This is a genomic window from Streptosporangium sp. NPDC001681 (genome assembly GCF_040298085.1).
GTDB lineage: Bacteria > Actinomycetota > Actinomycetes > Streptosporangiales > Streptosporangiaceae > Streptosporangium.
Map to the genome: position 1 here is coordinate 1 of NZ_JBEOZN010000027.1, position 17,810 is coordinate 17,810.

Below are 17,810 nucleotides of genomic sequence, written 5' to 3' on the forward strand. Positions count from 1 at the left end.
GGGCTTGCCCTCCTCGCGGGTCATCTCCTCGAAGAGCGCGCGCTCCTTCTCGATGACGTCGGCCGGGACCTCGGCGGGGCTGAGGTACTTCGGGGGCAGGTCCAGTCGCGCCGGGCCCTGCCACCTGGCCGTGTCCTTCGGCACGTCGGCGCTGCCGAGGGTGCTGATCGCCAGCGGGATCACGACCTTGCTCCCCGCCAGGTCGACGGTGACGTTCGCGCCGGTGGCCCGCTCGGCGCTGTAGGTCGAGTCGGTGCCGGCGATCACGAGGGCCAGCCTGTGCCCCTTCTTGAAGACGTACTCCTGCGGCAGCGTCTCCCAGCTGACCTTGCCGTACGTGCCCGGGGGCAGTGGCGAGGGCTCGCTGAGCGAGTCGCGGTTCTGCACGTCGATCCAGCCACGGGCGACGATCTCCAGGGGCCGGGTGGCCCGGTTGGTGACGACCTGCCGGTAACAGGCGTCGTCGGAGGCCGTGCTCTCGCCGTGGCAACTCTCCTCGGCGGCCGTGGTGATGCCCTGGCCCCGCCGCCAGTCGATCCGGGTGTCCTCGCCGAAGTCGACGAGGAGCGCGGTCAGGTTCGAGGTGGGCCTGTCGAGCGCGACGCGCAGGTCCACCACGGGTGTGCCGGACAGCCGCAGGTCCAGCGGCAGCTCGCCGGTGGTGAAGGCCACCCGCCCCGGCTTGACGGTGCCGACGTCGGCCACCATCGCGTCCTCGGACTGGCGGATGTCGGTGAACGTAGCGGTCTGCCCCTTCCTGGCCGGTACGAGGCCGAACGAGCCGTCGGCCGCGGGGCGGAAGGGGACCTTCAGGGAGAGCGGGGCGGGCCAGTCGCGCTGGGTGATCCAGCGGTCGAGGCTGGTCTGCACGTCGGCGCGGGGCTCTCGCATGATGCCGTTCTGCACGCCGAGCAGCCAGTAGTCGAACCAGCGGTGCAGCGTGTCGACCCAGAGGTCACGACGGCCCTCGAAGTCGAAGGGGTCGACGTGCTGGTACTGCCCGACCCAGATCTTGCGGGGCACGTTCCGGCCGGCCAGCGCCTGCCACCACTTGGAGAAGTTGTCGGGCCTGACGTTGAGGTCGTTGACCGTGTGCACGGCGAAGACGCTGGCGCGCACCTTGGAGACGTCGGCCATCGAGCCCGCGATGTAGTCGCGCTCGGCCCAGAAGCCGTTGTAGTCGCCGGTGTCATCGCCGTCCTCGGCGTCCAGCCGCGCCCGCACCGCGGCGCACTTGGCCTCGGGGTCGGTGTCGACGTAGTTCCCCAGCCACGACATGTAGTCGTAGTTGTAGATCACCCCGTTGGAGCGCTGGTATTTGTACCAGGAGCTGATCGCCGAGATCGGGACGATGGTCTCCAGCCCCTGCACACCGGTCGCCGCCACGGCGTTGGCCAGCGTGCCGTCGTACGACTTGCCGATCATCGCGGCCTTGCCGGTGGTCCAGTCCGCGACCGCGGGCGTGCCGTCGGGGCGGTAGGCGGTGGCGCGGCCGTTCAGCCAGTCGATCACGGCCTTGCCGCCCAGCACGTCGGCCTGCCCGCCGACGTCAGGACAGCCGTCGGACCTGGTGGTGCCGATCATGTCGACATTGAGGACGGCGTAACCGCGCGGTACGAAGTAGTTGTCGTAGAACAGCGGGAATTTCACTACGTTCCCGGCGGCGTCATAGACCTTCCGCTCGGCCTCGTTACCCCGGCCGGAGTTGTCGTAGTACGGACTCTCATCGATGATCACCGGCACCTTGAGCCCGGAACCCGATTCCTTCGGCCTGATGATGTCGACACGGACCCGGTCCGGCCTCCCATCGGAGTCGCTGTCGACACCCGACTCGACGTAGACGTGCTCGCGGACGGCGTCGGCGTAGGAGAAGACCGGTTGGGACCGTCCTCGCTCGATGGTGAGGGATGGCTGGGTGGCCGCGTGGGCTGGGGTGACGCCCGCCGCGAGAACCGCGAGGACGACAAGGGCTGCCCGTAACTTCGGCAAGCGGAGCCTCCAGAACAACTAGGGAAACATCCGCAATATCAATCTTTGTCCGTATAGTCCGCAAGATCCTTTATGTGTTCGACATCACCCTGGAGCTGGTATGTGACATGACGCTCGACAACCCTGTCCGGCCACCGGTCAGGACGGCCCGGCGCGAGCCCGGGCAAGCGGGAGCAGGGGTACGACCGCGGCGGCCACCCGCCGCGGGGCCTCAGCAGGGTTCGGTGCCGGAGGCGGGCAGGAGCTTGTTCAGCATGACCGCGCACTGACGCAGCTCGTCGGCGTCGAGCATGTCCAGGAACTGGGCGCGGACGCCGCGCAGGTAGGTGGGACCGGCCTCGGCCAGCCGCGCCGCGCCCGCGTCGGTGAGCACCGCGAACAGGCCGCGCGCGTCACTGGTGCACGCCTCGCGCTCGACCAGGCCGTCCCGCTGGAGGCGGTCGACGAGCCGGGTCAGGCCACTGCGCGAGAGCAGCACCCGGTCCGCCAGGTCGTTCATCCTCAGCCGCCGCTCGGGCGCCTCGAAGAGTTGCAGGAGGACCTCGTAGGAGGCCAGGGGCAGATCGTGCTCGATCAGCAGGTCGGCCTCCAGCACCCGGGCGATGCGGACCTGGGCTCGTTGGAGCATGCGCCAGAGCGTCAGCTCCTCCGAGCTGAAGCTCTCCATGGACTCGCCCGCCGTGAGGGTCACACAGTAACCTTAGAACGTTGCACGCGCATCTACACAGCGAATTGTCCGAATCCGGCGACCAGAACCGGGGCCGGAATTCCTGCCGACGTTCCGGGGTTCATACCATTGGACTTCCGACGCCGACCGTTCCCTGACGGGATCGGGCCTCTCGCCAAGCCATACGAGCGCCACGACGGGCAGTTCCTGCCCTTGAGACGCCTCATCGATAACAGACAAGGAGGGACGGCATCCTCCGTCGCCCCAGTGTGACGCCGTGTTGCCGACACTTCGATGGCACCTACCCCGGAACTGGTGATGGCCGCCCTCGCGACCGTCAACGACCCTGAGATCCGTCGGCCGATCACCGAGCTCGAAATGGTCAAGAGCGTCGACATCTCCCCCGAGGGGGCGGTACGTGTCGCGATCTTCCTCACGGTGTCCGGCTGTCCCATGAAGGACACCATCACCCGAGACGTCACCGCCGCGGTCTCCAGGATCGACGGAGTGACCGGCGTCTCCGTCGAGATGGACGTCATGAGCCCCGAGCAGCGCAAGGCGCTGCAGACCAAGCTGCGCGGCAACAAGGGTCCCGAGAAGGAGATCCCCTTCGCCCAGCCCGGCTCGCTGACCCGTGTCTTCGCCGTCGCCTCCGGCAAGGGCGGTGTCGGCAAGTCGTCGGTCACCGTCAACCTGGCCGCCGCGATGGCCGCGAGCGGTCTCAAGGTCGGCGTCGTCGACGCCGACATCTACGGCCACAGCATCCCTCGCATGCTCGGCACCTCCGAGCGTCCCACCAAGGTCGAGGACATGATCATGCCGCCGGTGGCGCATGACATCAAGGTCATCTCGGTCGGCATGTTCAAGCCGGAGGGCAACACCCCCGTCGTGTGGCGCGGTCCCATGCTCGACCGGGCCCTGCACCAGTTCCTCGCCGACGTCTACTGGGGCGACCTGGACGTGCTGCTGATGGACCTGCCCCCGGGCACCGGTGACATCGCGATCTCCGTGGCGCAGCGGATGCCCTCGGCGGAGCTCCTGGTGGTGACCACCCCGCAGCAGGCCGCCGCCGAGGTCGCCGAGCGGGCGGGATCGATCGCCGTCCAGACCCACCAGCAGATCGCCGGCGTCATCGAGAACATGTCATGGCTGCCCTGCCCGCACTGCGACGAGCGGGTCTCGGTCTTCGGCGAGGGCGGTGGCCAGACCGTGGCCGACGCGCTCACCCGCACCCTCGGCGCCCGCGTGCCGCTCCTCGGCCAGGTGCCGATCGACATGCGCCTGCGCGAGGGCGGCGACGAGGGCAAGCCGCTCGTACTGACCGACCCGGACGCCCCGGCCGCGGCCGAGCTGATCCGCGTCGCCGGTTCCCTCAGCAAGAAGTCGACCAGCCTCAAGGGCCTCCAGCTCGGCATCTCGCCCACCCGGCGCGGCTGACGGCACCCGCTCCGACACGACGACGGCGGCGCCCCCTGCGGGAGGGGGCGCCGCCGTCGGCCGTCCGGGAGGGACTCAGGTCGCCTCGGAGTCGTACGGAGGGATCTCGCCGTAGCCCAGCTCGCCGCCCGCCGGGTAGGAGGGGGCGGGTTCGGCGGTGGCGGTGGCCGGGGTGGACTTCCAGTCGTCCTCAAGGTCGGCGGTGAGGTGCTTGCGGACGAAGTTCTTCGGGTTCAGGTCGGCCGGGTCGAAGTCGGCGAACTCCGGCCCCAGCCCGGTCCGCAGGTCGTCTCTCGCGTTGTTGGCCATCCGGCGCAGGTTGCGCAACGTCTTGCCCGCCTGGGCAGCGGCCTGGGGCAGTTTCTCCGGGCCGAAGACGAGGAGGGCGATGACCACCAGCGCCACGATCTCAGGCCAGCCGAGTCCGAACACGGTGATCTCCTACCGAAAGAATGCCGTGGGCACCTCTCCGGCTACACACCGGAGAGGTTCCAGACTAATACCGCCAAGGGTAAGCACGCGCCCCTGCCAGGCGACTCAGGAAGGCTCGGGTGCGGGCTGGTCCGGCGCGGTGCCGACGGTCACGGTCGCGGTGTTCTCCTGGCCGCCGCGCTGGTACTTGACCGAGAGCTTCTCACCGGGAGCCCTGTTGCGGACCAGCGCGATCAGCTCGTTGCCGTCCTGCAGCACGACGCCGTCGACCTCCAGGATGACGTCGCCCGGCTTGAGGCCCGCCTGGGCGGCGGGGCCGTTCGGCTCGATCGGCTGGGAACCCTGCCTGGCCTCGGTCGCGATACGCACTCCGACACCCTGGTAGGTCGGGTCGATGGCGACACCGATCCGCGACTTCTTGGCCTTGCCCGTGGTGATCAGCTCCTGGGCGACGCGGCGGGCGTGGTTCACCGGGATGGCGAAACCGAGGCCGATGCTGCCGCTCTGGCTGCCGACCGACCTGCCGAGAGTGGCGATCGCCGAGTTGACGCCGATCACCTCGCCGTTGCCGTTGACCAGCGGCCCCCCGGAGTTGCCCGGGTTGATGGCCGCGTCGGTCTGGACCGCGCTGAGCCAGGTGGTCTCGGAGTTGTTCTCCTCACCCGCCTGAACGGGACGATTGAGCGAGCTGACGATGCCGGAGGTGACGGTGCCGGTCAGGCCCAGCGGGGAGCCGATGGCGATGACCGGGTCGCCCACGACCACGTTGTCGGAGTTGCCGAGGGTGATCTCCGGGGCGCCGAAGGTCTCCGCCGGCTTGACCACTGCCAGGTCGGACTCGGGGTCGCGGCCGACGACGACGGCGGAGGTGGACTTGCGGTTGTTGAACTGGATCTGGATCCGGCCGCTGGGATCGGCTCCGGCGACCACGTGGTTGTTGGTCACCACGTAGCCGCCCTTGATCAGGAAGCCGGAACCGGTGTTGGAACTCGTCCCGCCCTCGACCGCCAGCGAGACCACGCTGGGCAGCACCTTCGAGGCCACACCCGCCACCGAATCCGGGGGCCGGGCGTTGGAACCGGTCGGCGCGTTCCCCAGGCTGTAGGAGGGGTCGCGCCCCGAGCCGGTCGGCTTGGTGAGGAGATAGGTGCCGACGCTGCCGAGCAGCGAGGCGAGCAACGCGATCACCACGGCGAGGACGACCAGCGTGGCCGTACGCGGCCCGCGCTGAATCGCCACGGGCGCCGGGCCGCCGAAGCTCCCTGGCAGCCCCGGGCTACCGGGAGGCGGCGCCCAGCCGGGACCCATGCCGAACGCCTGGGTGGGCGGCGGGGGCGGAGCCGGGTGGGCGGCGAAGACCGCCGTGTCGTACCTGAGCCGGCCGGAGGGGTCGCCCCAGCTCTCCGGCGCGTGGCCCTGTCCCTGGACGCCCTCGCCCGCCGACGCCTCCCCGTCGTCGTGACGGAGCAACTCGGGCTGCCCCTGCGGCCCACCCCACCGGCCGCGGCCTGGCGGGGCGCCCAACTGGCTCCAGCCGTCGTCTCCCGGCTGCTCGGCCTGGGGCGGCGCGCCCTCTCCGGCGGGCAGGAACTCGGGGCGCGAGAACTCGGGGCCGGAGGAGTCGGCGTGGCGGGACTCCGGAGCGCCGTGACCACCGTCGGTGAAGTCCGACGGCGTACGCCCCGCAGCATCGTGCGCCCCGTGGCCGGTACGGGCCTCGTCGGTCATCGAATACTCACTACTCCTTGCCTCGCAGATGCCCACTCACCGGGTCAACCCGGCAATCTTCCCCCGAGCGGCATACGAGATGTGTAAAACACACGTCATCCGAAGGGATTGACCCACGAGAGCAGGCGACTCGCACCTCGGCCGAGCCTCGTCCAGAGATCCGGAACATGCTCGTGCGGTAGGGCCGCGACAACCGCGTCGACCATGTCGGCCGGCGCGTCCGCGAAGACTGTATAGACATGCCCCCCACTCGCCCAGATCATCTCCTGCCCAACCGGGCCTCGAATCCAGATCGTATGCCCGCTGCGCCGCTCCGCATGCCAACCCTGGAGATGATCCTCATCAAGCACTCCGGGTTGCACAAAAACCGACACAACCGACAACCCATCCGAATATCCCAGATACAAGTATCCAGCGGGGGCGCTTCGCACGGCGAACAGCTCCAGGCGGCCCGGCAGGGCACGGGGAATACGCCAGCCCGCGGCCAGCAGGCGGGGCATCTCCACGAGATCGAGGCCCCCGGTGGCCAGCGGCACCGTGGGCACCACCCCCTTGGTCACCGGGTCGAGGGTCAGATCGACGAAGGCTCCGACGCTGACGACCCGGCCCCTCGCGTCCATGAGCTCGCGGCGCAGCACCGGCCCGGCGGCCTTGTCGATCCAGTAGCGGGCGGCGACCGTGCCGTCCGCGCGCAGGATGTCCACGAGGCGGGCGGGGCGCCCGCAGGCGTGCCCCTCCCCGGCGGCCACAACCCGGTAGTTCCGGGCCAGCACCTCGAGCATCGCTTCCGACGGGCTGGACATGCCCCCGGCGGGGGTGCCTGGATCGACGCTCTGCACGGAGCCCGCGGGCTCGGTACGCACCGTCATCCCCTTCCCGGGGACGTTGTGCACCTCCAGCACCGCCGAGGTGGAGCCGGAGGCGCCCCAGACCGTGACGTACTGGGTGCCTGCGTATCCGCGGGCCCGGCCCGCGACCGCCGCCTCACGGAGCAGGCGCAGGCCGGTGTCCTCGTTCTCCGCCTCGTCCGGCGGTATGGCGTGCGAGGTCCTGACCGCGTGTGCCGTACCGCCCGTCACCAGCCCCAGCAACATGACAGCCACCAGGATGATCGTGGCGGGCAGCCGGATCACGGAGTGGGCGAGAAGGTGGGCGTCGCCGATCCGCCGTAGGGTGCCGTGTTCCTGTGCTGGTTGGCGAACATGTCGACCGGCGGTACGACACGCGGGTTGGGATCGGCCCCGCCTACCACGAACAGTGTGCCGATCGCCACGGCCGCCGAGGCGACACCCACCGCGACGTAACCCGCTCTCCGGGTGCGGCGAGGTCCTTGGGCCCGGCCCCTGGGGCGGTTGTCGGGGGGAGCGATGCTGTACATGCTCGGAATGGGCGCTCCGCCGAAGGTGCGCGAGGCCGGAAAGGGGCGCTCACGCGGGGGCAACGGGCCGCCGGGCTCCGCCATCCGCAGCAGGGACATCGTCAGGTCGGTCGGCATCGCGGGCCCGTCGAGGGACCGCAACCGGCTCTTCAGCGCTCGCACGGCGTCGACCTCGGCCCGGCAGTCGGCGCAGAAGGCCAGATGCGACAGGGCCCGGTCACGCTCGTGGTGGTTCAGCTCACCGTCTACCAGTGCGGAAACACGCTCTCCTAGATGACTCATGCGCACTCCTTGCCAAGTGGCTCGTCGTGACATTCGTCATGACTGTGATTTCTCATGCGAATTCCTCCCCGTGAGTAACGCTCGGGGGGAATGGATCGTTCCGCGGCGCGCGATGCTCGAGCGCCTCACGCAACTGCGCCCGCCCACGGTGGATCCGGCTCCGGACCGTGCCGAGCTTCACACCCAGCGTCGCCGCGATCTCCTCGTAGGACAGCCCCTCGATGTCACACAGAACGACGGCCGCGCGGAACTCGGGCGCGAGGGCGTCGAGTGCCGCCTGGATGTCGGGCTCCAGATGGGTGTCGTCGTACACCTGTGCGGGAGAAGGCTCGCGCCCGCGCAGCCGCTCGGCGGCGTCGTCGGCGAGCCCCTCGAACCTGATGCGCTGCTTGCGCCGCGCCATGTCGAGGAACAGGTTGGTGGTGATGCGGTGCAGCCAGCCCTCGAAAGTGCCCGGCGTGTAGTTCGACAACGACCTGAAGACCCGGACGAAGACCTCCTGTGTGAGATCTTCCGCATCGTGCACGTTGCCGGTCAGCCGATAGGCCAGCCGGTACACTCGCGCCGAGTGCGCCCGGACCACCTCCTCCCAGGTAGGAGGCGTCCAATCAGACACGGGAGCTTCTGCCTGGTGGTCAGGCTCGTCCACCAGTACTCCTCTCTCCGGGACCACCGCTATCGCCATAGTGCCTGGTTTCGTCCCTTCGTGCGCACTGACTACCTTCAGGACCGGCAAAGGCCGCTTAAACCGTGCAACGCACCGGGGACGACATGAGTTCCCGATCGGGCCTGCCTCCCTTAGGCTGCGACCCAGCGCCTATATGACTGTGTACGGAGAAAGCGGGAGGAGAGGCCGATGGCAGAGACGCCGACAAGTCCGTTGGAGGCCACTCTGGCCTATGCCGATGAGTTCCACAGGGAGGACGACATCCTGCTGGCCGCGCGCATGCGCGGCGCCGAGGTGGGAGCGCCCCCGATCCTGCCCGGCGGCGGCGCCGCTCTCTGCTTCCTCGCCACCGCCATCAACGCCCGTGCCGTCGTGGAGATCGGCACCGGCTGCGGGGTGTCAGGCCTGTGGCTGCTCCGCGGCATGCGCCAGGACGGCACGCTCACCAGCGTGGACGTGGAACCGGAGCACCAGCGACTGGCCAGGCAGAGCTTCGCCCAGGCCGGATTCTCCGGGGGCCGGACCCGTCTGATCACCGGCCGCGCCCTCGACGTGCTCCCCCGGCTGTCCGACGGCGGCTACGACCTGGTCTTCTGCGACGGCGCCATGCACGAGTACGCCGACTACCTGGCCGAGTCCGTCCGGCTGCTCCGGGTCGGCGGCATCGTCGTCTTCGACAACGCCCTCTGGGGCAACCGGGTGGCCGACCCCGTGCAGCGGGACCCCGACACGGTCTCCATCAGGGAGCTGGGCAAGCTCGTCCGCTCCGACGAGCGGCTCCGCCCGCTGATGATGCCTCTCGGAGACGGCATCCTGGCGGCCGTCAAGCTCTCCGACTGACGGCGGCCGCCCGACCGGGGGCGGGACGGTGACACCGTCGGTGACACCGTCCCGCCCGCCGCGCGATCACCGCTCCTGGAGCCCCGCCAGCCATTCGAGCAGCAGGCGCACGCCGTATCCGGTGGCCCCCTTGCTGAACAGGCCCTCGTCCGCGCCGCTACGGCCGACGCCGGCGATGTCCAGGTGTGCCCAGGGCCGCCCGCCGGTGAACTCGCGCAGGAACAGCGCCGCGGTGACGGAACCCGCGCCGTAGGTCGATCCGGCCTCGATGTTGGTCAGGTCGGCCACCGACGAGTCGAGCGCGGGAAGGTAGTCCTCGATCAGCGGCATCCGCCAGAGCCGCTCCCCACTGACCTCCCCCGCCTCGACCAGCGCGCCTGCCAGCGCGTCCTCGGAGGCGAAGACCGCGCCGAGACTCTTGCTCAGGGCCACGCTGATCGCCCCGGTCAGCGTGGCGATGTCCACCATGACGTCCGGGTCCAGCTCCGCGTCGGCGTAGGCCAGCGCGTCGGCCAGCACCAGGCGGCCCTCGGCGTCGGTGTTGAGCACCTCCACGGTCCGGCCGCCGTACTGCGTGATCACGTCCGAGGGGCGCTGGGCCGAACCGGAGAAGGAGTTCTCGGCGGCGGCGATCAGGCCGGTGACCCGGATCGGCACGCCGAGCGAGGCCAGCGCGCCCAGGACCGCGATGACCACCGCTCCGCCGGCCATGTCGGTCTTCATGAACACCATGCCGGCGGTCGGCTTGAGCGACAGGCCGCCGGTGTCGTACGTGATGCCCTTGCCGACCAGGACCACGTGGCGCGTCGCGCCCTCGGGCCGGTAGGAGAGCTGGATCAGCCGGGGCGGGTTCACCGACCCCTTCCCGACGGCGAGGATGCCGCCGAACCCGCCGGAGCGCAGCTCCCGCTCGTCCCACACCCGCACGGCGACGCCCTGCTCGGCGGCGCGCTCGGCGAGCCAGGCCGGTGACTTCACCGAGGACGGGGTGTTGGTCAGGTCCCTGGCGAGCGCGACGGCCCCGGCGATCACCTCCGCGCCGGCGACCTCCGCCTCGACCCCGTCTCCGACGAACTCGAGCGTCGTCACGGGGGACTTCGCCTCGCCGACCCTGAAGGTGTACGTGGCCAGCAGCGCGCCCTCCACGAAGGCGGCCACCGGCCCGCCGGGCAGCACGATCCTGATGGCGTCCTTGCCCTTACCGCGCCGCGCCACCGCCGCGCCGGCCTTGCGCAGGGCCGTCGCCGAGCCGTCGCCGACTCCGTAGAGGAGCACCCGGCCCACGGCGTCGCCGTTCGCGACGGGAACCTCGACGATCTCACCCGCCTCGCCCTTGGCCTGGTAGTGGGCGAGCAACGCCGCCACGGGCACCGGCAGCTCGATCTCGGGTGCGAGATCCTCGGCGAAGGGAACGGCGAGCAACTCGGCGTCGCCGAAGGACTCGGTCTCGGCGTCCTCCCCGGCGGACAGCCCCTGGGCATAGGGCACGCGGGGCAGGAGCAGATAGGGGGAGATGGGCATGGGTGACTCCAGTCGTCAGGCCCGGCAGGAGAGAAACGCCGGGGAGAACACCGCGGCCCTGGCGCGAGCCGCCGCGAGGCGGTCCGACGGCCAGGGCCGTGTTCATCGTCGGTCGCGCGGGCCATCGCAGGTGTCATGCTCCCCGAGCAAGCTCAAATAGGGCCCGGCTCCGCCACTCTGTCTTAGATCGGTATCAACCGACGATTTTCTTCAGTTCCTCACCAAGGGCGCTTGCCTCGTCCGCGGAGAGCTCAACGACGAGACGGCCGCCACCCTCCAGAGGAACCCGCATGACGATCCCCCTGCCTTCCTTGACGACCTCCAGCGGACCATCACCGGTCCTCGGCTTCATAGCCGCCATGCGTGTATCCCTTCCTGCTTCGGGCTCCGGATCTCCGACTGACCCGAGGGTGGCCGACGCATTCACGTCTTCTGTGATGTCCTATTATCCCGCCTCCGCACGGAGAATGGGAACGATCAGTCTCAGCGTCGGCTCATCCGGCGATCAAGACCGTTGTCCGAGACCCCCCGGACGGCCAAACTTGTCCTCGTGAACGCCCGCGCCGCGCTCTTCGATCTGTACGGGGATCACCTCAGATCCCGAGGCGGCCGCGCGTCCGTGGCCGCCCTCGTCCGCCTGCTCGCCTCGCTGGACATCGCCGCTCCGGCCGTGCGCACCGCCATCTCGCGGATGGTACGGCAAGGCTGGCTGGCGCCCGCCCGGCTGCCCGGAGGCCCCGGCTACGAGGTCACCCCCAAGTGCGTGCACCGTCTCGACGAGGCCGCGTTGAGAATTTACCGAGTTGGGACGATCACCTGGAACGGCCGGTGGCACATCCTGGTGCTGGAGCCCGTGCGCGAGCGGTCCAGAAGGGAGCGCCTCCGGGCCGAGCTGTCCTTCATCGGGTACGCGCCCCTGTCCGAGACCACCTGGATCGGCCCCCGCCCCTCCCCCGAGCTGGAGACGATCCTCAGCGGCGAGGGCGTCGGCGCCGAGCGGTTCGACGCGGTGCTCGACGGCGACCCCGCGGCACTGGCCGCCAGGACATGGGACCTGGACGGCATCGGTGCCGCCTACCGGAGCTGGCTGGCCCAGGCGATGGACCTGGTCGGCGAGCTGCCCCGCGACGCGAGCGACGCCCGGGTGTTCGCCGTCCGCAGCAGGCTGCTGCACGGCTGGCGCAACTTCCTGTTCCGCGACCCCGGGCTCCCGACCGAGCTCCTGCCGCGAGGCTGGCCGGGGGAGCAGGCCAGAATCTACTTCGAACACGAGGCCGGACGGCTGCTCCCAGCCGCCGCCGCCTTCGTCGACCGCCACCTCGGCGAGCCGTAGCACGCGGAGCCGGGAAGCCTGAAGGAGCCCTTGTTGAACGACGTTCTCTATTCCGTCGACGACGCCGTCGCCACCATCGTCATCAACCGGCCGGAGGCGATGAACTCGCTGACCTCCCGGGCGAAGACCGCCCTGCTTGAGGCGGTGACCGCGGCGTCGCGGGAGCGCGCCGTGCGGGCGGTGCTGCTGACCGGGACGGGGCGGGCGTTCTGTGCCGGCCAGGACCTGAGCGAGCACGCCGCGAACCTGGAGGCAGGCCGGGGCCTGGACGACACGGTACGTACCCAGTACAACCCGATCGTCCGCACCATCACCGAGATGGACAAGCCGGTCGTCGCGGCGGTGAACGGCGTCGCCGCGGGCGCGGGCGCCGCGCTGGCCTTCGCCTGCGACCTGCGAATCGCCTCGGAGAAGGCCAGGTTCGCGATGGCCTTCTCCGGCATCGCCCTGGCCCCGGACTCGGGCGCCTCCTGGACCCTGCAGCGCCTGGTCGGCGCGGGCCGCGCGGCGGAGCTGCTACTGCTCGGCGACCCCGTCGGCTCGGCCCGCGCGCTCGAACTCGGGATCGTCTCCCAGGTCGTCCCCGCCGACGAGCTGGACATCGCGGCCCGCGCGCTGGCCGTACGGCTGGCACAGGGGCCCACGAGCGCCTACGCGGCCACCAAGCGCGCCCTGCGGTTCGCCTCGGCCGGTTCGCTGGCCGAGGCCCTGGAGCTGGAAGCCGACCTCCAGGACGCCTGCGCCAAGACCGACGACCACCTGAACGCGACCCGCGCCTTCCTCGCCAAGGAGCGCCCGGTCTTCCAGGGCCGCTGACGTCCCCTGGCCGGTCTCGGGGGATCCCGCGAAACCACCGCGTACGGGCCGGCGGGGCCCGGCCGCGCGGAGCTCCCCCTCGCCCGTGAGGGGGAGGCCGTCAGGCCCGGCGTGTCCAGCAGTCGGCCAGGTGGTCGTTGACGAGGCCGATGGCCTGCATCAGCGCGTAGGCGGTGGTCGGACCGACGAAACGGAAACCGTGTGACTTGAGCTCCTTGGCCAGCGCCTTGGAACCGGGGGTCTGGGCGGGCAGGTCCGCCGGGGTCTTCGGAACCGGCGAGCCGGGGTCCGCGTGACTCCAGACGAGATCGGACAGGCCGATGCCGAGCGCGGCCCTCGCGTTGGCGATCGTCGCCTCGATCTTGGCCCGGTTCCTGACGATGCCTGCGTCGCCGAGCAGGCGTTCGACGTCCTGCTCGCCGAAGGCGGCCACGGCCGGAATGGAGAACCCCTCGAAGGCGGCGCGGAAGTTCTCCCGCTTGCGCAGGATGGTGATCCAGGACAGGCCGGACTGGAACGCCTCCAGCGTGATCCGCTCGAACACCCGGTCGTCGCCGGTGACCGGGCGGCCCCACTCCTCGTCGTGGTAGGCGATGTAGTCGGGGGCCGCGCTCACCCACCCACAGCGCACGAGCTCCACGGATGCCGCGGGCACGACGGGTCGCGAGGTCTCGGTCAACGGGACTCCTCCTTGTCGTCCTTCTCCGGCCGCTCACCGAGGTGGACGCCGACGGTACCGGAGGACGGCTCCGGCGAGGCCCCGGAAGGGGACGGGGAGTCCGGCACCTGGGACGGCTCGGACGGCGAGGAGACCCGCGACGCGCCGGGCGGCTTCTCCACCACGGAAATCTCATCCGCCTCGGGGAGTCCATCGGCCCCCTCCGGCCCGTGCTCGACCCGTGGAACGGCCGGTGACCCGCCGGAATCCCCTCCGTCCGGCACGAGGTCCACCACGGGGTCCACCACGGGGTCCGGCACGGGCTCGGCCGCGTCGGGGAGCCGGTGCGGCGCCTCGCGCTCGGTGAGTGAAACGGCGGACGACCCGCCGGACCGCTCCTTGCCCGCCGCGGGCCTGCCGTGGCCGGAGAGCTCGTACGGCGCCTCAAGCTCGCGCAGGGTGGCGGGCAGGTCGCCCTTGAGCTCGTGGCGGGCCTGGAGCCTGCCGGCGAGCAGCTCGGCCACCCGCTGCTCCAGCACGGCGATCCTGGTGTCGCGCTCGCTCAGGGCTCCGGCGACCCGGTTCAGCGCCTCGTCCACGCTCTGGGTGTGATAGCCGACGAGGCTCACCGGGAGCTGGAGCGCCATGAAGTCGACGGCACCGAGCTGGCCGCCCTTGGGCAGGTCCAGCGGAGGCACGTCGGGAGCGAACTCGCTCAGCTCACCCCCCCGCCCCATGGCGACCACCGTGACACTGGCGATGACGGCTACGGCAGCGAGGGCTAATACGACCAGCACATACGAATCGTGCCACAACTCCGCTGACCTAGGATCGGGTCGTGACTCCTCCGTTCCCTGAAGAGAGCAGCCTCCCGCCCGCCTCCGCCGAGGTGGGCGACGGCCGGGCTCCGGCCTCTCCGAGCGGGCGGACCGGGGCGGTCCCACCGGTCCCGCCGACGGCCCCCCTCGTGCTCGGCCCCGGCGATCCGGGCGAACCCGGCTGGGTCGAGGCCCACTCGATCGGGGAGGTCGAGGAGCTCGTCCGCGCCGGGCGCACCGTGGTCGTCACCCCCGCCGGGCTGGCCGCCGCCACCGCCGGAGACGAGCGGGACGCCGAGGCCGCGGAGCTCACCGCGGCCTCGATCTGTGCCTGGGCGGGTGCCCGCGTGTTCCGTACGGATCGCCGGGAACAGGTGCGACTCGCGGTCGAGATGACCGACTCCCTCGCCGGGCGGCGTCCACCCGCGCTAACCCGCCGTGGCCTCGCCTAGTTCCTCGGCGCTCGGTTCCAGGTGCCTGGTCGACTTCTCCAGCAGCCGGAACGCCTCGTCGACCGTGGCGGTCCAGGAGATGGCGTCGAAGACGTTCGGCCGGGTGAAACCCGCCTCCTGCATGCCCTCGACCAGGTCCCGCAGCGGCCGGTAGATGCCCCACGGGTCGAGGACCACCAGGGGCTTGTCGTGCAGGCCCAGCGTGCGGGACGTCCAGATCTCGAACAGCTCCTCGAGCGTTCCGATGCCGCCCGGCAGCACCAGGAAGGCGTCGGAGCGGGCGTCCATGACCCCCTTGCGCTCGCGCATGTCGCCAGTGATCACCAGCTCGTCGGCGTGCTCGTCCGCGAGCTCGATGTCCACCAGTGACTGGGGGATCACGCCCACGGTACGGGCGCCGCCCGCGCGGGCCGCTCGGGCGATCGCGCCCATGCAGGAGACCTTGGCCCCTCCACTCACCAGGTCGTGCCCGCGCCTGGCGAGTTCCGCACCGACCTCCTCGGCCAGCTCCTGGTACTTCTTGTCGATTCTTTGACTAGACGCGAGGAATACACATATGAACACGCCCCGACCTTATTCGGCATCGCCGGCCAGGGTCATGGGCTTCTCCGCTCGCCCCTGACCCGCCCGCCCCTGGTGCGGTCGGCCTCCACGATGATCCGGACCGCCTCCTCCACGTCGTCGGTGACATGGATGAGATCCGCGTCCCGGGCGGAGATCTTGCCGGTCCGCACGAGGGTGTTCCTGATCCAGCCGATCAGGTCGCCCCAGAACTCGGTGCCCATCAGCACCACGGGGAAGGAGGTGACCTTCCCCGTCTGGACCAGGGTGAGCGCCTCGAACAGCTCGTCCAGGGTGCCGAACCCGCCGGGCAGCGTGATGAAGCCGCAGGAGTACTTCACGAACATGGTCTTGCGCACGAAGAAGTAGCGGAACTCGATGCCGAGGTCGACGTACTCGTTCATGCTCTGCTCGAAGGGCAGCTCGATGCCCAGGCCGACCGAGACACCGCCGGACTCCGCCGCCCCCTTGTTGGCGGCCTCCATGCAGCCGGGGCCACCACCGGTGATCACGGCGTAGCCCGCCTCGGAGAGGCTCTTGCCCAGCTTGATCCCCATCTCGTACTCGGGGGTGCCCGCGGGGGTACGCGCGGATCCGAACACGGTCACCGCCTGGGGCAGTTCGGCGAGCTGGCCGAAGCCCTCCACGAACTCGGCCTGGATCCGCATCACCCGCCAGGGGTCCATGTGCAGCCAGTCGGCCGGCCCTCTCCGGTCAAGAAGCCGCTGGTCGTAGGTGGAGTCGGAGACGAGGTCACCGCGGACCACCGCGGCTCCCTGGCGGCGTTCAGGACGTGTTTTCTTCATGCGGGACACCGTAGTGCCGTCCCAGAAAAATCTTGAAAAATCTCTATGAAAACATGGAACCGAATTTTGACGAGGGCGCGTCTAACTGCCGAGGGTGCTGCTCGGGACTGAAAGTGGCTTTCCCCGCCAAATGGCCGGCGAGGAAAGCCACTTTCATTTGCGCCCGGCACCGCCCCGGCCCCTCGCGGGGTAACCGCCCACGTCAGGGCGGAGCGGATCCGCCGTGAGCGGCACACCTGGCCGGATGACTCCGGCCTTTCACGACAGCCAGCCGAGCATTCCACGCTCGCAGCCGGCGATCTTCTTCAGTGAGACGAACTCCCCCTGCTGGTGCGCCATATTCGGGTCTCCGGGGCCGTAGTTGACGGCGGGCACGCCGAGACCGGCGAAGAGCGAGACGTCGGTCCAGCCGAGCTTGGCCCTCGGCGTGCCGCCCACCGCGTCGACGAAGGCCGCCGCCACCGGATGGGTCAGGCCGGGCCGCGCGGCGGCCGCGCCGTCGGTGAAGCGGACCTCGTACCCCTCGAACACCTCGCTCACGTGGGCCCGCGCCTCCTCCAGCGACAGGTCGGGGGCGAAGCGGTAGTTCACCGTCACCACGCACTCGTCCGGGATCACGTTGCCCGCGACGCCACCGCCGATGCCCACCGCGTTCAGGCCCTCGTGGTACTCCAGCCCGTCGACGACGGGCAGCCTCGCCTGGTAGGCGTTCAGGATCGCGAGCACCGGCTGGGCGGCGTGGATCGCGTTGACCCCGAACCAGGACCTGGCGCTGTGCGCCCGCTTGCCCCGGGTGACGATCTGGGCCCTGAGCGTGCCCTGGCAGCCGCCCTCGATCGTGCCGTCGGTGGGTTCCATGAGCACCGCGAAGTCCCCCGCGAGCCAGTCGGGGTGCCTGCGGCTGAGCCTGAGCAGGCCGTTGCGCTCGGCCTCGATCTCCTCGCAGTCGTAGAAGACGTAGGTCACGTCCCTGCTGGGCTCCGGGAGGGTCGCCGCCAGCTTCAGGGCGACCGCGACGCCGGCCTTCATGTCCGAGGTGCCGCAGCCGTAGAGCAGGTCGCCCTCGACCCGGCTGGGCAGGTTGCCCGCGACGGGGACGGTGTCCAGGTGTCCGGCGATCACCACCCGCTCACCGCGGCCCAGATGGGTACGGGCCACGATCGACTCGCCGTCGCGCTCGACCGTCAGGTGCGGGAGCAGCCGGAGGGCCTCCTCCACGGCGTCGGCCAGTGCCTTCTCGTCGCCGCTGACCGACTCGACGTCCACGATCCGGGCGGTGAGCTCCCCGACATCCTGTGTGAGATCCAGACGCGTACTCATGCCCGCGACCCTAGTGCCCGCGCGGGATCCGGACGAGCCCGCCCCCGCCACCCCCGGCCGTGTCCGCGCGGCATCCGGTCGAGTTCGGCACGGGGGCCGGGCGAC

19 protein-coding genes are annotated in these 17,810 nt (G+C 70.4%); 5 read left to right on the forward strand and 14 right to left on the reverse strand.

What is annotated here, in order from left to right; translation table 11 throughout:
* Both ABT130_RS14990 and ABT130_RS14995 read right to left on the reverse strand, forming a co-directional pair.
* The coding region (locus ABT130_RS14990) for a Xaa-Pro dipeptidyl-peptidase (RefSeq protein ID WP_350955898.1) at nt 1-1,989 on the reverse strand (1,989 nt) is incomplete at its 3' end.
* Nucleotides 1,990-2,200: 211 nt separating this feature from the next.
* Nucleotides 2,201-2,680, reverse strand: coding sequence for a MarR family winged helix-turn-helix transcriptional regulator (locus ABT130_RS14995; protein ID WP_350921807.1), 480 nt, complete (start codon nt 2,678-2,680; stop codon nt 2,201-2,203).
* Between the two features lie 270 nt (nt 2,681-2,950).
* Between ABT130_RS14995 and ABT130_RS15000 the strand changes: the two genes are divergently transcribed.
* A complete protein-coding gene (locus ABT130_RS15000; protein ID WP_350955900.1) occupies nt 2,951-4,093 on the forward strand; it encodes an Mrp/NBP35 family ATP-binding protein in 1,143 nt (380 codons plus the stop codon).
* A gap of 75 nt (nt 4,094-4,168) precedes the next feature.
* Here ABT130_RS15000 and ABT130_RS15005 read toward each other — a convergent pair whose 3' ends face one another.
* The 5 genes from ABT130_RS15005 to sigE all read right to left on the reverse strand — a co-directional run bounded on the left by ABT130_RS15005 (nt 4,169) and on the right by sigE (nt 8,598).
* Nucleotides 4,169-4,525 (reverse strand): sec-independent translocase, encoded by a 357-nt coding sequence (locus tag ABT130_RS15005; protein ID WP_350955902.1) that lies wholly within the window; start codon nt 4,523-4,525, stop codon nt 4,169-4,171.
* A gap of 105 nt (nt 4,526-4,630) precedes the next feature.
* Entirely contained in the window at nt 4,631-6,253 is a 1,623-nt protein-coding gene (locus ABT130_RS15010) for a S1C family serine protease (protein WP_350955904.1), read from the reverse strand.
* A gap of 95 nt (nt 6,254-6,348) precedes the next feature.
* Entirely contained in the window at nt 6,349-7,347 is a 999-nt protein-coding gene (locus ABT130_RS15015; RefSeq protein ID WP_350955979.1) for a sigma-E factor regulatory protein RseB domain-containing protein, read from the reverse strand.
* A 35-nt stretch (nt 7,348-7,382) separates the two neighbouring features.
* Nucleotides 7,383-7,913 carry an anti-sigma factor family protein gene (locus ABT130_RS15020; protein ID WP_350955906.1) on the reverse strand — a complete coding sequence of 177 codons (531 nt, stop codon included), beginning with the start codon at nt 7,911-7,913 and terminating at the stop codon, nt 7,383-7,385.
* A 52-nt stretch (nt 7,914-7,965) separates the two neighbouring features.
* Nucleotides 7,966-8,598 carry an RNA polymerase sigma factor SigE gene (gene sigE, locus ABT130_RS15025; RefSeq protein WP_350921795.1) on the reverse strand — a complete coding sequence of 211 codons (633 nt, stop codon included), beginning with the start codon at nt 8,596-8,598 and terminating at the stop codon, nt 7,966-7,968.
* 171 nt (nt 8,599-8,769) lie between these two features.
* On the opposite strand from sigE, the gene ABT130_RS15030 reads away from it, so the two are divergent.
* Nucleotides 8,770-9,420: an O-methyltransferase gene (locus ABT130_RS15030; protein ID WP_350921793.1), complete on the forward strand. Its 651-nt coding sequence runs from the start codon at nt 8,770-8,772 to the stop codon at nt 9,418-9,420.
* 66 nt (nt 9,421-9,486) lie between these two features.
* On the opposite strand, the gene ABT130_RS15035 is transcribed toward ABT130_RS15030, so the two are convergent.
* Nucleotides 9,487-10,941, reverse strand: a complete 1,455-nt coding sequence (locus ABT130_RS15035; RefSeq protein WP_350921791.1) for a leucyl aminopeptidase family protein — start codon at nt 10,939-10,941, stop codon at nt 9,487-9,489.
* A gap of 193 nt (nt 10,942-11,134) precedes the next feature.
* Nucleotides 11,135-11,302, reverse strand: coding sequence for a DUF3117 domain-containing protein (locus ABT130_RS15040; protein WP_084195322.1), 168 nt, complete (start codon nt 11,300-11,302; stop codon nt 11,135-11,137).
* 189 nt (nt 11,303-11,491) lie between these two features.
* Here ABT130_RS15040 and ABT130_RS15045 point away from each other — a divergent pair, with 189 nt between their 5' ends.
* Nucleotides 11,492-12,274 (forward strand): PaaX family transcriptional regulator, encoded by a 783-nt coding sequence (locus ABT130_RS15045; protein WP_350955908.1) that lies wholly within the window; start codon nt 11,492-11,494, stop codon nt 12,272-12,274.
* Nucleotides 12,275-12,307: 33 nt separating this feature from the next.
* Nucleotides 12,308-13,090, forward strand: coding sequence for an enoyl-CoA hydratase-related protein (locus tag ABT130_RS15050; protein WP_350955910.1), 783 nt, complete (start codon nt 12,308-12,310; stop codon nt 13,088-13,090).
* A 100-nt stretch (nt 13,091-13,190) separates the two neighbouring features.
* Here ABT130_RS15050 and ABT130_RS15055 read toward each other — a convergent pair whose 3' ends face one another.
* Both ABT130_RS15055 and ABT130_RS15060 read right to left on the reverse strand, forming a co-directional pair.
* On the reverse strand, nt 13,191-13,769 hold the full coding sequence (locus tag ABT130_RS15055; RefSeq protein ID WP_350955912.1) for a DNA-3-methyladenine glycosylase I: 579 nt from the start codon (nt 13,767-13,769) through the stop codon (nt 13,191-13,193).
* Nucleotides 13,766-14,545, reverse strand: coding sequence for a hypothetical protein (locus ABT130_RS15060; protein WP_350955914.1), 780 nt, complete (start codon nt 14,543-14,545; stop codon nt 13,766-13,768). Before ABT130_RS15060 ends, ABT130_RS15055 begins: the two co-directional genes overlap by 4 nt.
* Nucleotides 14,546-14,586: 41 nt before the next feature.
* Here ABT130_RS15060 and ABT130_RS15065 point away from each other — a divergent pair, with 41 nt between their 5' ends.
* Nucleotides 14,587-15,018: a hypothetical protein gene (locus ABT130_RS15065; RefSeq protein WP_350921779.1), complete on the forward strand. Its 432-nt coding sequence runs from the start codon at nt 14,587-14,589 to the stop codon at nt 15,016-15,018.
* Here ABT130_RS15065 and ABT130_RS15070 read toward each other — a convergent pair.
* The 3 genes from ABT130_RS15070 to dapE all read right to left on the reverse strand — a co-directional run bounded on the left by ABT130_RS15070 (nt 14,995) and on the right by dapE (nt 17,705).
* Nucleotides 14,995-15,582, reverse strand: coding sequence for an LOG family protein (locus ABT130_RS15070; protein ID WP_350955916.1), 588 nt, complete (start codon nt 15,580-15,582; stop codon nt 14,995-14,997). The genes ABT130_RS15065 and ABT130_RS15070 overlap by 24 nt on opposite strands.
* Before the next feature lie 32 nt (nt 15,583-15,614).
* Nucleotides 15,615-16,385, reverse strand: coding sequence for an LOG family protein (locus tag ABT130_RS15075; RefSeq protein ID WP_350955918.1), 771 nt, complete (start codon nt 16,383-16,385; stop codon nt 15,615-15,617).
* 258 nt (nt 16,386-16,643) lie between these two features.
* Nucleotides 16,644-17,705, reverse strand: coding sequence for a succinyl-diaminopimelate desuccinylase (dapE, locus tag ABT130_RS15080; protein WP_350955920.1), 1,062 nt, complete (start codon nt 17,703-17,705; stop codon nt 16,644-16,646).
* Between the last annotated feature and the right edge of the window lie 105 nt (nt 17,706-17,810).

Excerpts from the sequence above, each read along its gene's own strand:
- sigE (WP_350921795.1), bottom strand. The coding sequence starts at position 8,598 with ATGGCGATAGCGGTGGTCCCGGAGAGAGGAGTACTGGTGGACGAGCCT.
- ABT130_RS15040 (WP_084195322.1), bottom strand. The coding sequence starts at position 11,302 with ATGGCGGCTATGAAGCCGAGGACCGGTGATGGTCCGCTGGAGGTCGTC.
- ABT130_RS15000 (WP_350955900.1), top strand. The coding sequence starts at position 2,951 with ATGGCACCTACCCCGGAACTGGTGATGGCCGCCCTCGCGACCGTCAAC.
- ABT130_RS15035 (WP_350921791.1), bottom strand. The coding sequence starts at position 10,941 with ATGCCCATCTCCCCCTATCTGCTCCTGCCCCGCGTGCCCTATGCCCAG.
- ABT130_RS15015 (WP_350955979.1), bottom strand. The coding sequence starts at position 7,347 with ATGTTGCTGGGGCTGGTGACGGGCGGTACGGCACACGCGGTCAGGACC.
- ABT130_RS15075 (WP_350955918.1), bottom strand. The coding sequence starts at position 16,385 with ATGAAGAAAACACGTCCTGAACGCCGCCAGGGAGCCGCGGTGGTCCGC.
- ABT130_RS15030 (WP_350921793.1), top strand. The coding sequence starts at position 8,770 with ATGGCAGAGACGCCGACAAGTCCGTTGGAGGCCACTCTGGCCTATGCC.
- dapE (WP_350955920.1), bottom strand. The coding sequence starts at position 17,705 with ATGAGTACGCGTCTGGATCTCACACAGGATGTCGGGGAGCTCACCGCC.
- ABT130_RS15010 (WP_350955904.1), bottom strand. The coding sequence starts at position 6,253 with ATGACCGACGAGGCCCGTACCGGCCACGGGGCGCACGATGCTGCGGGG.
- ABT130_RS15020 (WP_350955906.1), bottom strand. The coding sequence starts at position 7,913 with ATGAGTCATCTAGGAGAGCGTGTTTCCGCACTGGTAGACGGTGAGCTG.